The sequence below is a fragment of the Sporosarcina luteola genome (assembly GCF_007991495.1).
GTDB classification, from domain to species: domain Bacteria; phylum Bacillota; class Bacilli; order Bacillales_A; family Planococcaceae; genus Sporosarcina; species Sporosarcina luteola.
The window spans coordinates 1-13,169 of the sequence record NZ_BJYL01000022.1 but is presented as its reverse complement, the minus strand read 5'-3'; the positions used below and the strand labels follow the sequence as shown (position 1 = coordinate 13,169).

Sequence of the window (13,169 nt, the reverse complement as noted above, 5' to 3'; positions counted from 1 at the left end):
GCTTCCGCGCGACCAAAGTCGAGGAGTCCGCGTCCAAAGGGGGCTTCCGCACGTCCAAAGCGGCCCTCTGCGCGTCCAAAGCGACCGGCCCAAATAAAATCCAACACCTATCAAAAACCGGCGAAAGGACACCCATTGTCCTTCGCCGGTTTTCATATTAATAAACATCTACTCTTTCGCTTTATTCATCGGAATGATCAAATTTAAGAGCACAGTCGCCAACGCACCCACTGTAATCCCAGAGGATAAAATATAGTTCGCCCAGTCAGGAACAGTTGCAAGCGCTTCTTTCGGCAAAACTGTAACTGCAATCGTCAATAAAATTGGAATCCCGATAACCATCATGTTGCGGTCGTCGATGACAATTGGCTGGATGACTTTCATGCCGTTTGTGACGATTGCGACGCAGACAATGCCGAAGATCCCGTTAATGACAGGTTCTGGAATACAAGTGATTGCTGTTGATAGTTTCGGAACGAGCCCGAGACAGATGAGAATTCCCCCGCTTACCATAATGACGGTCCGGCTTGCGACACCTGTAATGGCAAGAAGCCCTGCATTGGAGGAATAGCCCGTCATTGGCGTGCTGCCGACAAGCGCACCTGCGAAACAGCCAAGCCCTTCACCGACAGAAGCTCGATTCAGCCGTTTTTCATCCAACTCTTCTCCGGTAACGGAAGAAACAACAAACCAAGTACCGGTCGTTTCAATTAAGATAATTAAATAGACAAAAATCATGGAAATGATCGCGCCCATGTCAAATATAGGCTTTCCGAACGGCAGCAATGTCGGCAATGAAAACCATGCAGCCTCTTTAACCGGACTGAAATCGACTGTCCCAAAGAAGCTTGCCGTTACAATTCCACCTACAATCGCAAGAATCACTGATACAAGACGGAAAAACGTACCAAGTCCTCCGAGTCTTCGCCCCAACAGCATGCAGATGATGACAATCGCAGCTGAAACCGAAGCGATGATGATATTATCCCCGATATTCCCTTCCGCGAGAAAGATATTATTCAATCCGATCGGCATTAAAGCGATGCCGACAATAATAATGACGGTCCCGCCGACCAAAGGAGGTATCACCTTTCTGACCGCTTTTGCGAACCATTTCAGCGGATAACCGAGCAAGGCAACCAAAATCGCCCCAGGAATTAGGCTTCCTGCAATCGCGCCAAGTCCGAGTTTTCCTCCAATGGCTGCAATCGCACCGATCGGTACATAAGATGGACCTTGAACGACAGGCATTTTAATGCCCGCACCTGTTTGAATCAATGTCGCAATCCCTGTCGCCAAAAAACACATTTGAATAAAGAACGCGGTATTTTCAATTGTTAATGATAGCAATCCGGCAATGATAATCGGCGCAATATACAAATCCATTGCGAGCACGTGCTGCAATCCTAAGATGAATGCTTTAGGGGCCCCCACTTTATCATTCACTCCAATAATAATTCCATTTCCGTCACTCTTAGCCACAACTGATTTCCCCGCTTTCAAGTAGATTGACTTATTTTCAATTGAATTATAGTTTAAAAACACCAATTTGTATACAAAAACCGAACTATATATTAAACGTCATTGATAAATGTTCGCTTTTTGTATTGACGAATCCATTGCTAATTAAGTAAGATGAAGTTACGAAAACATGTCGGGAGGAAGTCAAAATGGTAGAAGATCAAGTATTGCTAGAGGATTGGATTGTCGCTTGCCGATCGGAGGATGTTCAAGAAAAGCCGATTCAAGTTGTCTTGATGGGGGAGCGCCTCGCTATCTTCCGTAATAGTAAAGGCGTTCATGCATTCAAGGATTTGTGCATCCACCGAGGGGCGGCTTTATCGCTTGGCGAAGTGAAGAACGATTGTCTTGTCTGTCCGTACCATGCTTGGGAGTATGATGATTCAGGCGCTTGTGTGCATATTCCACAATTGCCTGAAGGAAGAGCAATCCCGAAAAAAGCGAAAGCATCGTCATATAGCTGCATCGAGAAATATGGTCTGATCTGGGTGAATTTCGCTGGGAACGAACCGGAGATTTTCGACTACAAACCGATGGCGGATAATAGTTACCATAATGTCATCTGGGGACCGCAGGAAGTTGTTGCGAAACCTCCGCGGATTATTGAAAACTTTCTAGACGTCGGCCATCTTGCTGTTGTGCATGTCGGTGCGTTGGGAACAGAAACTCATCGTGAAGTGATGGATTACAAAGTGACTAAAGACGGGGACCGTATCTTTTCGGACGAAATCGCGATTTTCCAACCAGATCCAGACGGTTCAGGCATTCCGAAATACGTTTATTACACATATGAAATCCATCGTCCATTTACGGTCAGTTTCACGAAAAGGGACAAGGAAAACGATACATTGATGACGATTTTATTGACGGTTCGTCCAATCGATGGGGAACGTTCAGTTGCATACGGCATTTTGTCCTTCAATTATGAAACTGGACTGTCGGATGAAGCGATCATAAAATTCCAAGATGAGATCTTCGCGCAGGACAAGCCGATCGTAGAAAATCAAAAGCCTGAGGAACTGCCTCTTGACCTGCAAGTTGAACTTTCATTAGTATGTGATCGGATGAGCATCGCGTACAGACAGTATTTGAAGGAATTAGGAGTAGAATTAGGGACAGCATAATATTAAGGTGCCGGACAGATCCTGTTCAGCACCTTTTTTCATTTGAAGGGCTCTGAGAACAAAGTGCACGTAGACCAGCCATTTCCAGATGCTGTATACTTTTGCTAAATGACTAAGCGCTAAAGTAAAGGGGATGGGTGCATATGTCTTTCATTTTGGAGGCTGTTCAAGTTAACAAGGAAATAGATGGTCGTCAAATCTTGCAAAATATCTCGCTTGAATGTTCGAATGATACAAGGTTATTAATTCGTGGGAAAAACGGTTCAGGTAAAAGCACATTGCTTAAGATTTTGGCTGGGATAACTGAACCAACGAGCGGAAAAGTAGAAGGAAGCGCAAGAAAAATCGGGTATGTACCTGAGCATTTTCCGGAGAATTTGCGATTTAAAGTGAAAGAGTATTTATTGTTGACTTCATCTTTTCAGGGTGGTTCGAAAGCTTCTATTGAAAAAGAATTAATAAAGCTGACACAAATGTTCAGCTTAGAGCCGTTTCTTCATACGTCGCTAAAAGTATGTTCAAAGGGAACAAGACAAAAGGTAGGCATCATTCAGGCTCTCATCACGAAACCAGATCTCCTGTTATTGGATGAACCGCTAACAGGGCTAGACGCAGAATCTCAGCAAATCCTCATACGGCTACTAAGAGAGGAACAAATCCCGATCATTTTCACTTCCCATGAAGAAGCTCTTGTTACTAATTTGGCGAAGGAAGTTCTACAGATTGAAAACGGGCAAATTATGATTCAAATTGGGAAGGCAGCTTCACAAAAGAGAATCCGGGTTGAATACCGTATGAGAGAAGATTTGAAAGGACTTCCTGTCAGTCAAATGCACTTGGACGGAAATATTGCAGTCTTCACAGTCGAAGGAGATGTAAGTGATCACGTGCTACGAGAACTATTGCGGAAAAACTGTTCCATATTAGAAGTGAAGGAGTTGAAGTAATGGTTGGGGGATTCATTCGCTATCAACTGAGTAGTTATGTTCGATCGCTGACATTCATCCCACCGCTCACACTATTCATCGGCTGGATTATCCTTTTCTACACTTATAGCGGTGTTCCGATTATGAGTAGCTATGCGGTTACTTGCATTTCTCTTTATTTAGTCATGACATGGGTGGCAATGAATGTCTTTGCATTAGAAGGGGAGAGCGAGATGAATTTACTCTTCGTGCAACTGCCGAGCAAAAGAGATTATTTATGGGGGAAATGGGTTGTTTGTTTTCTTATTGCGTTGATTTTAGGATTCATTGCGATGGTTTATCCATTGTTATTGAATAGCTTTAAAGAGACACCTCAATTTGTTCATCTAAGTCTAGCGATTTATGGTCATCTTTTTTTCGCAGTCTTCGGCATTCTCGTCGGTTCGTTCTTTTCCAATAGTAAGGTGGAATCCAAGAAATTTGCCTGGTTATCAGTGATGCTGGTCATCGCTATTTCGATTGCCCAAGAAGGAATCATTGGGAAAGCGTATATTTTCAAATGGATACTGCTTCCTTTACCGCCAGTTTCGCAAATTCTTCTTCATTTCACAGATGAAACGTTGGAGATCGGTAAAGGCTTTTGGATGGATACCGCTTGGGTCGTTTTCTATTCATTCATTTGTCTCCTAGTAATAATCCGGATGTTTTACCGGAAAGGGAGATAATGCAAAAGACGGATTAATAAACGGTGCTTAACGGATTATTTCTGTCAGGCACCGTTTTTCTATTACTCTGCTGACATCGTAGTAGGTTGATCGATGAATTTAAAGTATGGCATCATCATCCCAATTAGTGAAACAGTTACGATGATTGTACCTATCAATATATATAATGGACGAATTCCCCAAAGTTCACTGATGACCCCTCCTGCTAGTATTCCAAGCGGCATAGCTGTTCGAATAATCGCTAACCGAACGGACATTACACTCCCCATCAGTTGATTTGGAATAAGTTGTTGGCAAATTGTCAAGTTATGGATGCTGAATAAGACCATGACAATTCCTGCAAGGATTTCGATAAGAATTGCTAAAAGGATAGTTTGTGTCACTCCTAAGGCAATATATGTACATCCTCCAATCACGAGAGAGCCTAACATCAACCTCCTTCGACTTATGGTAGGCAGTTTACCAACAATGAATGATCCGATTACATAGCCGAGTGGAAAGCCGGCCATAAACAGACCGTACTCTTGATAATCACCTTTTAACACATCTGTAATAAAAGGAAGATTAATGACCATGGTGACGCCGACTCCAAATTGTACAAATGCCAGAAAAAATCCTAACCATACAATTGTTCGTTGACGAAAGAAATAGTGAATCCCTTCCTGAAACTGTGCAAGCCACGTTTTACGGATTGTTTGGGGTGCTCTTTTTTCATGCACGGATAATAAAGTGAAGCCGCTCACTATCAGTAAAATACAGACGATGGATAATGTAGGGCGCACGCCGATTGACTCGATAAAAATCCCGCCTAAAATGGGACCTGAGAAAAGCATGAGTCTCGTTGTACCATCAAGAAATGCATTTGCGGCAGGAAGCTGTTGTTGAACGACGATTGTCGGTGTGATGGCCTGACTTGCTGGAACATAAAGGGGTGTAATTAGTCCGATGACGACTTGAACTACGTAAATATGCCAAACTTCAATCATCCCAAATGAGAGAATTGCAAGCGGCAGAAGAAAGATGACAGCCCTTGTCCATTGAGAAAAAATCATGATCCATTTCCTGCTCCACTTGTCGATAAAAGGCCCACTAATAAGTTGCAATAGAATAGATGGTATATAGTAGAGCAGCCACATGCTGCCCAAGGCCATTTTGGATCCAGTTAGCTCGTACACCAATACCGAGTTGCAAAACGTCCCAAACGCACCGCCTAATTCGGAAACTGCACTGCCTGCCCATAATGCCACGAAGTCTCGACTTTTCAATAAAGAACTACTTTTCCTCATTGCTTTCATTGTTTGAAATAAAGTTCCAGCTCTTTAGATAAAGAAGAAATGGAAGTTTCCTTCAGTGTATATTTCGAAGATTGAATCCCGACAAGTGAAGCTGCTCGCAACAGTTTTAAATGATGATGTGCAGTCGATTTACCGATATTAAGCTTTTCTGTGATTTCCTTAAGCGTATAATCACTTTCGGACAATAGTTTCAACATGCGAAGCCTCACTTCATCCCCCAATGCTTTATATTTCTGAAGCAACAGGAAATCAGGGAGATATCGATCCGTGGGATGGATGCTAGAATTAGCGATCGGATAGTAAAACACTTTCGTACCTTCAATATCAGAAACGATTGACCACGGCCGATAGGTCACCTGGGGGATTAGTAAAACCCTATACACACTTGGTTCAGGAACATACTCTGTTCCGTTAGTTGCCCAAGCTACAAATTCCTCTGCAGTCAGTTTTTCCTTCATTGCTTTTTTTTCTGCTAGATCCCGTTTGAGCATGTCCGATAAGTTTTCAGTTTGCGGTAGAATGACATGATCAAACCAAAGAGTCATTACACCTTGAAGATGGTTTTTCAGCTCATCCATATTCGCTTTGTGGATAAATTCGATGTAACCAGGGAAGAAACTGTTATCTTTCGTAATTTCTTTTAATTGTCGGACTGCATCCTCTTTGCCTTGGGAAGCTAGCCTTCTTATTTCTTGAAAGTGATCACCGACAAAAGGAAAACAGTAATAGGCTAAATCTTCAACTGATAACTGGTGAATGAACTTTGTAAATTCTGCTATATCATCTCCTTCGAATACATGTAAAAGCTGCAATAGGCTTTTCCAAGTATTATTCTTCTCTACGTATGTAAGCTCAGTTTTTAGTATGGCAGGAAGTTCATTCGAAAATCTTTCAAATTCCTTCTCCTTCTCCAACGTATCCAGTAGCGGCGTATTTGTAATGGCGGCGATACCTAATGCACATTCCCATAGTAAAGAACACTCAAATTCTACTTGATAGGACTCTCTTGTTTTTCCGCTAATTGATAGTGTATTCAAAATTGCCTCATCTCCTTGTTGTTAAGTATAGAGAAGTCAGAGAATTAATTCAGCAATTATTGAACTTTGAGTTCTATATATTTAGAACAACTTGAAGAGCAGTTAACATTTTTTAGTTCTCAGTTCCCACCCAATTATTTCCGCAATATTGTATACTGTTTGAAAGAGAGCATCGTCAAAAAGGGGGAGGCGTCTTGCGAAAGTTTTGGGGGATATTATCAGTTTTATTCATCTGGGCATTAGTGTTCCCGTTAGCTGGCATGGCTGCGTTTTTATTATATATTTCAAACAAGGGTTATTTTGTTCCGCTCGTCATTGCAGCATACATATCATTCGGTGCAATGCTTGTCATGGCGCGTTTTGAACTGTTCAACTATAAAAAGCAATTCTGGGTCGGCGCGGCGGCCCTCATTGCTGTATCGCTTCTTTTCGCGGCACCGGGCATCTATGAAAAAACACGGCCTGTTATTACGGATGGTCAAGTGAATCTAACTGAATACCAGCCGTTTGAAAAAAGAACGAAGGTTATAACTTCAAAGGATCCCGTGTCTTTGCACATCGAGGACAATTTGCCGGTCATCGACGGGGCGACGGCACTTTATCCGATCTACGCTGCATTCGCGCAAGCCGTATATCCTGAAAAAGAGTACCAGCCCTATGATAGCGAAGTGATGTCCAATCGGACTGGAGCTGCCTATACGAATTTAATCAACGGAAAAGCGGATATTATTTTCGTTTTAGGGCCATCTACAACACAGCTGAACCAAGCGGAAAATGCGGGCAAGGAGTTGAAGTTGACACCAATCGGGAAAGAAGCATTCGTCTTCTTCGTCAATTCCAAAAATCCCGTAAAAAGCCTGACGGAGGATGAAATCAAAGGGATTTATTCCGGAGAAATTACGAACTGGAAAGATGTCGGCGGGAAAGATGATCTGATTCGCGCTTTCCAACGTCCTGAAAACAGCGGCAGTCAAACGGCATTGCAAAATTTCATGGGTCTTACGCCAATCATGAAGCCGCCGACAGAGGATGTCATGTCGCTCATGGGCACGGTCATCGGGGAAGTGTCCGACTATAAAAACCATAAAAATGCAATCGGCTACACATTCAGATATTATTCGACGCAAATGGTGAAAAACAATAAAATTCGTCTGCTAGCGGTGGATGGTGTCGAACCGACCGTAGACTCGATCCGGTTAGGAGACTATCCAATTACAAATGAATTTTACGCTGTGACAGCAGGAAGTGACAATCCACATGTCGAAGCATTCATTGAATGGATATTGTCGAATGAAGGACAAGAAATTATAAAGAAGACAGGATATGTACCGGTTGGGAAATAACTCTATAGGTAAGAGAGGAAGGGCGCTATGACGATAACAGACAGTTTGGCAATTAAACATCCAATTATCCAAGCTCCAATGGCTGGTGTGACAACGCCGGAATTTGTGGCGGCTGCGTCGGAAGCAGGAATTTTAGGTTCCATTGGCGCAGGCTATTTATCCGAAGAAGCAACACGGGAATTCATCCGTGAAGTGAAAAAACTTACGGATAAGCCGTTTGCCGTTAATTTATTTGTACCGGAAAACGTGGAAATGGACCAAGAACTGATGCGCCAGGCATATTTAGGGTTACAGCCGATTGGCAAAAAACTCGGCATGCCTTTTTGGAAAGCACCTCTGTCAGAATCCTCATTTAACGCGCAAATCGATGTACTTGTCGAAGAAGGCGTTAAAATCTGTTCGTTCACATTCGGATTGCCGGATGAAGCGGTAATTCAGAAACTGAAAAAGCATAATATCTATTTGATCGGAACCGCAACAACTGTTGAAGAAGCGGTAATGGCGGAAAATATCAGGATGGACGCAGTCGTCGCGCAAGGCAAAGAAGCGGGAGGTCACCGCGGTTCATTCCTCAGTGAAAAGCTTCTGCCGCTTGATGAATTACTGTCTTCTATCATCGAAGCTATCGGGATTCCGGTTATTGCTGCTGGTGGAATCGCTAATAAGGAGCATCTCCAACAGCAAATTGCCCGCGGAGCGGCAGCCGTCCAAATCGGAACCGCATTACTTGCAACCGAAGAAAGTGGGGCACATCCGCTTTATAAAGAAGCGGTATTGGCATCGACGGAAAATTGCACTGTGCTGACGAAGGCCTTCTCCGGTAAACCGGCAAGAGGCATTCGCAATCAGTTCATCGATCTCATGCAAGGTATACCGATTGCTCCGTATCCGTATCAAAACGATTTGACGAAAAAGATTCGAAGTGAAGCGGCAGCGAAAGGCCGTCCTGAGTTCATGTCATTATGGGCGGGGGAGCGCGTCCATGAAACGGTTGGCGGAACGGTGAAGGAGATTGTTGAGAAATTCATCGGAAAGAAGCATGCACTGGATTGAATCATCTAGTGCATGCTTTTTCTCATGGAATTTGCTTACATATACCACAATAAGTCATATTTCATCTTTTTCCCTTTCCCGCTTTCTTGCTCGATGACCTTCCAAATCCCGTTCTCTTTCAGGACTTTATAGTAAAAGTTAGTACCGTCGGATTTCTTGAAAAGAATAAAACCTTCATCGCCTTTTATGAACGTTACGGGGTCGATGACGTTTTTGTATGGCGGCTGAATTTCAGGACTGAGGATATTCATGATGATTTCTTCCGCGATATGGGACAGTGAGTCATATTCATTTTGTTTTTCTGCTTTATACCGTAGCTGATTATAATCATATCGCTCGTATGGAAGCAAATTGAGGTGGAAAGATTGTTTGATGTCGATGAGCACTTCTTTATAAAATTCCTGTAGCCTCTTTTCCTCTTCATCACCTGCATGTGTAAAGTCGAGCATTTTAACGCCTTTTGGATTTATGCTGAATTGTATTGTTTCTTTACCGTACGGTGGATTTTCCGCAGTTTCAAACGTATTCACGCGAATCTCTACCGTGAAAGCAAAGCCGTCTTCTTTCTCGCGCTTGATGTCCAAAACTTCGGCATCGTGCAGTTTGTACGATTTGTCATAGCCATAATAATCGATGATCCCTTCGGAAATATGCGGTTGAAGTGTGGCCAACAGTGCATCTTGGAGGGATTTATGGTTAATGTCAGGCTGATTTGCATCCGGTGACACAGGTAGAATAAGCAATGAGAATACAAAAAGTGATATGAAGAAATACAACCGTTTCAATTTGGAACCTCCTAACTGGGTTTATGTTTAGGTTTTCCTATGTGAATGAAACAATACGCAATTTGCTTTTTAGAAACTGTACTAAAATGATGCTAGTGAATCTTCTAAATTGCGATATAATGAGTGATAATGAAAATGCGGTATCGGGGGAGCTTATGCGTAAATATTTTGGTGAAATTGGCTTGATTTTTACTGCGATTATTTGGGGAAGTGGATTTGTCGGAAGTGCGGTTGCACTTGATTCTTACACTCCTTACCAAATTTTAGCGGGTAGGTTTTTAATGGGCGCTGTTTTATTATGCGCGGTTTTTTACAAGAAATTAAAATTCGTTACTAGAAGTGTACTGATCAAAGGAGCTATTTTGGGGATCTTTCTATATATCGCTTTTGCATTGCAAACAGTGGGTCTTCAATTTACGACGCCTTCGAAAAATGCATTTTTGACAGCGGTGAACGTAGTCATCGTGCCGTTTATCGGACTGGCGATTTATAAAAAGAAGCTTGATCTCTTCGAAGTGATTGGCGCCTTTCTTGCGATGTTCGGAGTGGCAGTTTTGTCGCTGCAATGGTCGGCGGGGGTTAATATTGGCGACTTCTTATCGCTTTGTTGTGCGATCGGGTTTGCATTTCATATTTTTTACACAGCACAATTCGTAAAACAGGAAGACCCGATTGTTCTGACGATTGTCCAGATGTCAACTGCAGCTGTGATTGGACTCATCGTTGTCCTGTTGAAAGGCGAAACATCTTTCAGCATGCAGCCTGAAGGTTTGACTTCCTTGTTGTATTTAGGCATTTTCTCGACAACAATTGCGTTTTTATTGCAAACCGTGTCGCAGAAATTCATTACGGAAACGAAGGCGGCAATTATCCTTTCGACGGAATCGTTATGGGGAATGGTCTTTTCCGTCATCCTATTAAGTGAAATCCTTACGATTAAGATGGGGATCGGTGCGGTTTTGATACTTGCTGCGATTATATTATCAGAAACAAAGTTGAGTTTTTTGTCGAAACGAAAACAGGTTCAATTATAAGAAGAATTTTTGTTGACCTGTCCCTAAGAGGCGAGTTTAAGATGGAGTTGAAGGAGGGGAAAAATGCTATCGATCGGGAAGACCGCCTATCTTGTCGGACTAACAACCAAGGCGATTAAACATTACGAGGAAATTGGACTTGTCCAGCCTGCCTTTGTAAGCCCGGAATCGGGATACCGGTTCTATTCACAAAAGGAACAGCAGCAGCTCGTTCGAATCAAAACATTAAGGAATTTCGGCGTATCCCTTTCCGATATTTTGCGGGAAGGAGATGAACAGATGGACCGGTTGTTGATGAACCGAAAAAAAGAAATTGAGCAGGAAATTGACGAACTGCAAGGGAAAATGGAAGGAATCGATCAATTATTAAGCAAAGGGGAGAAGGAAATGGAAACACGTATTGTGGAAAGCGAAGGGTTTACAGTGAGAGGGTATCAAGTGAAGGGGCCTGTTTCGGAAATCCCAGCAGAATGGGATCGGTTGAACAAGGTAATTAATGAGGAAGATGTCATCGTGGAAGAATCGTTTGGCGTCTGTTTAAGCATGGAGAATGATGTCATCCATTATATTGCAGGGTTGAAAGAAGAATTGACAAATGGATTCCCGGACACGAAAGAAGTCGTCATTCCAGCCGGCAAGTTCATCGTTGCAAAAGTGGAAGGTGGAATTCCGGGGATTCCGGCTGCGTATGATTACATCATTCAAATGGATAACATTCAACTACGAGATTGCTATGATTTCGAGCGATACGTCCATCCGGCTGGCGTGACGGAAGACATTATTGAAATTTGGATGCCGATTGAGTGAAGGTGATGAGGGAAATGGAGACACGGATTGAACTTGTAAAGCAATTTACAGTGAAAGGCTATGAAATGAATGGCCCGGTTTCGGAGATTCCGAAGCTATGGGATGAATTGAATGGGATTATAGAAGAAAAAGGTGCTACACCTGAAGATTCTTTTGGGATTACGCTAGGCATGGGGAACGGCAACTTTCATTACCTGGCGGGTATTGATGCGCAATTAGCAGAGGGCTTCACAGACACCAAGGAGTTGACGATTCCGGAAGGTAAATTTATCGTCGCGAAAGTTGAAGGTGGGGTCGGAGCGATCCCAGCAGCATTTGATGCGTTGCTGCGAAACCCGGATGTGAAGCTTAGACATAGTTATGGATTTGAAAAATACATTCATCCGATTGGTTTCGACGGGTATGAGACGGAAGTTTGGGTGGCGATAGAGTAATGCGGGATCTGGCTTTTGCCGGGTCTTTTTTTAATTAAACCCTAATTGTGAATCCAAATGGTTTTCGTAACGTAGATGAGAGTAAAGCAAGGAGATGGCATCATGAAAGAAATTTATCGAAAGACGTCGATTTTTGGTTTCATTGGCGGTATCGGATTAATTTTATTCTTCTTTCTCTATTATTTCATTTGGTATGAGGGTTTTTCCGTAAATGGCGATGTTTTATTTGAAATAGGGATTGGCGGATTGGCTGCGCTGGGTGCTGGGTTTTATTTCAAACATGCCTATGAAAAGATGGTTGATCATGAAGTGATTGAAAGTAAATGGGATTTGGAGAGTGTAGGAGAATTAATTCTGAAGCGAGTGCCGTCGGTTTTGCCGAAATTATATCATGTTGATCAGAACGGGCAGCCGTTGTTTCAAATCCAACCAACAAAAGGGCGGTTCGGCAATGGCCTTCTCTTTTTCTCATTGTTTGAAAAAGGGATGGTGGTCCCTGTTGAATATGACATATCCTCAATGGATGGACGTCCTCTAGCAACTTTCCATATAAAAAACAATGTGAAACAATTCACGTTGACATTGAAGAAGCCCGATGGCACGGTCATCGGACGATACATACAGCAATTATCAAAATCGGCAATAAAAAACCGAGGAACACTATATCATGCGGATGGCACGGTTTGGCGACAGCTTGACGCGGAAAATATGGCCGGTGATATCGATGTGACGGACGAGGAAGGGATACGGACAGCATCTTATCGGTACGGAAGATTTCCTTATGCAGCCCATCCGGTTTTCCAAAGCACCGCCCATCATGAATATGTGGGGTTTGGCACTCATATTTCGACTGAGGAAAAGCTTGCTTATATCATGATTTTTTACTTTTGGTTGGATGTATGAATAGAAATTTGTGTGAAATAGGACATCGAAGGTATTTTGGAGTCTAAACCAACAGGAGATTACCACGCTATTATCCATGAAAATGCAAAAGTAGCACAAATCTAACGATGTTTTTCAAAAGGGATGTCACGAACGATAAAGGTTGGATGGATTGCATGAAGAGTTGGGACTCACGTTTAATC

At 42.8% G+C, this 13,169-nt stretch carries 13 protein-coding genes; 9 read left to right on the top strand and 4 right to left on the bottom strand.

Going from position 1 to position 13,169, the window contains the following annotated elements:
* Window positions 1-168: 168 nt before the first annotated feature.
* A complete protein-coding gene (locus tag SLU01_RS08670; RefSeq protein WP_147057341.1) occupies window positions 169-1,482 on the bottom strand; it encodes a uracil-xanthine permease family protein in 1,314 nt (437 codons plus the stop codon).
* A gap of 188 nt (window positions 1,483-1,670) precedes the next feature.
* On the opposite strand from SLU01_RS08670, the gene SLU01_RS08665 reads away from it, so the two are divergent.
* The 3 genes from SLU01_RS08665 (at window position 1,671) to SLU01_RS08655 (ending at window position 4,296) form a co-directional block, all read left to right on the top strand.
* Window positions 1,671-2,645 (top strand): Rieske 2Fe-2S domain-containing protein, encoded by a 975-nt coding sequence (locus SLU01_RS08665; RefSeq protein WP_147057339.1) that lies wholly within the window; start codon window positions 1,671-1,673, stop codon window positions 2,643-2,645.
* Window positions 2,646-2,788: 143 nt separating this feature from the next.
* On the top strand, window positions 2,789-3,592 hold the full coding sequence (locus SLU01_RS08660; protein WP_147057337.1) for an ATP-binding cassette domain-containing protein: 804 nt from the start codon (window positions 2,789-2,791) through the stop codon (window positions 3,590-3,592).
* Window positions 3,592-4,296, top strand: a complete 705-nt coding sequence (locus SLU01_RS08655) for a hypothetical protein (RefSeq protein ID WP_147057335.1) — start codon at window positions 3,592-3,594, stop codon at window positions 4,294-4,296. Before SLU01_RS08660 ends, SLU01_RS08655 begins: the two co-directional genes overlap by 1 nt.
* Before the next feature lie 62 nt (window positions 4,297-4,358).
* Here SLU01_RS08655 and SLU01_RS08650 read toward each other — a convergent pair whose 3' ends face one another.
* Together SLU01_RS08650 and SLU01_RS08645 are read right to left on the bottom strand one after the other, a co-directional pair.
* Window positions 4,359-5,582: an MFS transporter gene (locus SLU01_RS08650; protein WP_147057333.1), complete on the bottom strand. Its 1,224-nt coding sequence runs from the start codon at window positions 5,580-5,582 to the stop codon at window positions 4,359-4,361.
* A gap of 5 nt (window positions 5,583-5,587) precedes the next feature.
* The gene (locus SLU01_RS08645) at window positions 5,588-6,628 is read right to left on the bottom strand and encodes an ArsR/SmtB family transcription factor (protein ID WP_147057331.1); all 1,041 of its coding nucleotides are present in this window, start codon (window positions 6,626-6,628) and stop codon (window positions 5,588-5,590) included.
* Between the two features lie 194 nt (window positions 6,629-6,822).
* On the opposite strand from SLU01_RS08645, the gene SLU01_RS08640 reads away from it, so the two are divergent.
* A complete protein-coding gene (locus SLU01_RS08640) occupies window positions 6,823-7,971 on the top strand; it encodes a PstS family phosphate ABC transporter substrate-binding protein (protein ID WP_246110938.1) in 1,149 nt (382 codons plus the stop codon).
* A 27-nt stretch (window positions 7,972-7,998) separates the two neighbouring features.
* The gene (locus SLU01_RS08635; RefSeq protein WP_147057329.1) at window positions 7,999-9,024 is read left to right on the top strand and encodes an NAD(P)H-dependent flavin oxidoreductase; all 1,026 of its coding nucleotides are present in this window, start codon (window positions 7,999-8,001) and stop codon (window positions 9,022-9,024) included.
* 35 nt (window positions 9,025-9,059) lie between these two features.
* Here SLU01_RS08635 and SLU01_RS08630 read toward each other — a convergent pair whose 3' ends face one another.
* Entirely contained in the window at window positions 9,060-9,809 is a 750-nt protein-coding gene (locus SLU01_RS08630) for a DUF3888 domain-containing protein (protein ID WP_147057327.1), read from the bottom strand.
* Between the two features lie 155 nt (window positions 9,810-9,964).
* Here SLU01_RS08630 and SLU01_RS08625 point away from each other — a divergent pair, with 155 nt between their 5' ends.
* The 4 genes from SLU01_RS08625 (at window position 9,965) to SLU01_RS08610 (ending at window position 12,987) form a co-directional block, all read left to right on the top strand.
* A complete protein-coding gene (locus SLU01_RS08625) occupies window positions 9,965-10,843 on the top strand; it encodes a DMT family transporter (protein ID WP_147057402.1) in 879 nt (292 codons plus the stop codon).
* Window positions 10,844-10,906: 63 nt separating this feature from the next.
* Complete coding sequence (locus SLU01_RS08620) at window positions 10,907-11,650, top strand: GyrI-like domain-containing protein (protein WP_147057324.1); 744 nt, start codon at window positions 10,907-10,909, stop codon at window positions 11,648-11,650.
* A 14-nt stretch (window positions 11,651-11,664) separates the two neighbouring features.
* Window positions 11,665-12,084, top strand: a complete 420-nt coding sequence (locus tag SLU01_RS08615) for a GyrI-like domain-containing protein (protein ID WP_170232642.1) — start codon at window positions 11,665-11,667, stop codon at window positions 12,082-12,084.
* A gap of 102 nt (window positions 12,085-12,186) precedes the next feature.
* On the top strand, window positions 12,187-12,987 hold the full coding sequence (locus SLU01_RS08610; RefSeq protein WP_147057320.1) for a hypothetical protein: 801 nt from the start codon (window positions 12,187-12,189) through the stop codon (window positions 12,985-12,987).
* Window positions 12,988-13,169 lie beyond the last annotated feature (182 nt).

Coding starts and splice junctions, on each gene's coding strand:
- SLU01_RS08615 (WP_170232642.1), top strand. CDS start 11,665: ATGGAGACACGGATTGAACTTGTAAAGCAATTTACAGTGAAAGGCTAT.
- SLU01_RS08620 (WP_147057324.1), top strand. CDS start 10,907: ATGCTATCGATCGGGAAGACCGCCTATCTTGTCGGACTAACAACCAAG.
- SLU01_RS08650 (WP_147057333.1), bottom strand. CDS start 5,582: ATGAGGAAAAGTAGTTCTTTATTGAAAAGTCGAGACTTCGTGGCATTA.
- SLU01_RS08660 (WP_147057337.1), top strand. CDS start 2,789: ATGTCTTTCATTTTGGAGGCTGTTCAAGTTAACAAGGAAATAGATGGT.
- SLU01_RS08625 (WP_147057402.1), top strand. CDS start 9,965: ATGCGTAAATATTTTGGTGAAATTGGCTTGATTTTTACTGCGATTATT.
- SLU01_RS08610 (WP_147057320.1), top strand. CDS start 12,187: ATGAAAGAAATTTATCGAAAGACGTCGATTTTTGGTTTCATTGGCGGT.
- SLU01_RS08635 (WP_147057329.1), top strand. CDS start 7,999: ATGACGATAACAGACAGTTTGGCAATTAAACATCCAATTATCCAAGCT.
- SLU01_RS08655 (WP_147057335.1), top strand. CDS start 3,592: ATGGTTGGGGGATTCATTCGCTATCAACTGAGTAGTTATGTTCGATCG.
- SLU01_RS08665 (WP_147057339.1), top strand. CDS start 1,671: ATGGTAGAAGATCAAGTATTGCTAGAGGATTGGATTGTCGCTTGCCGA.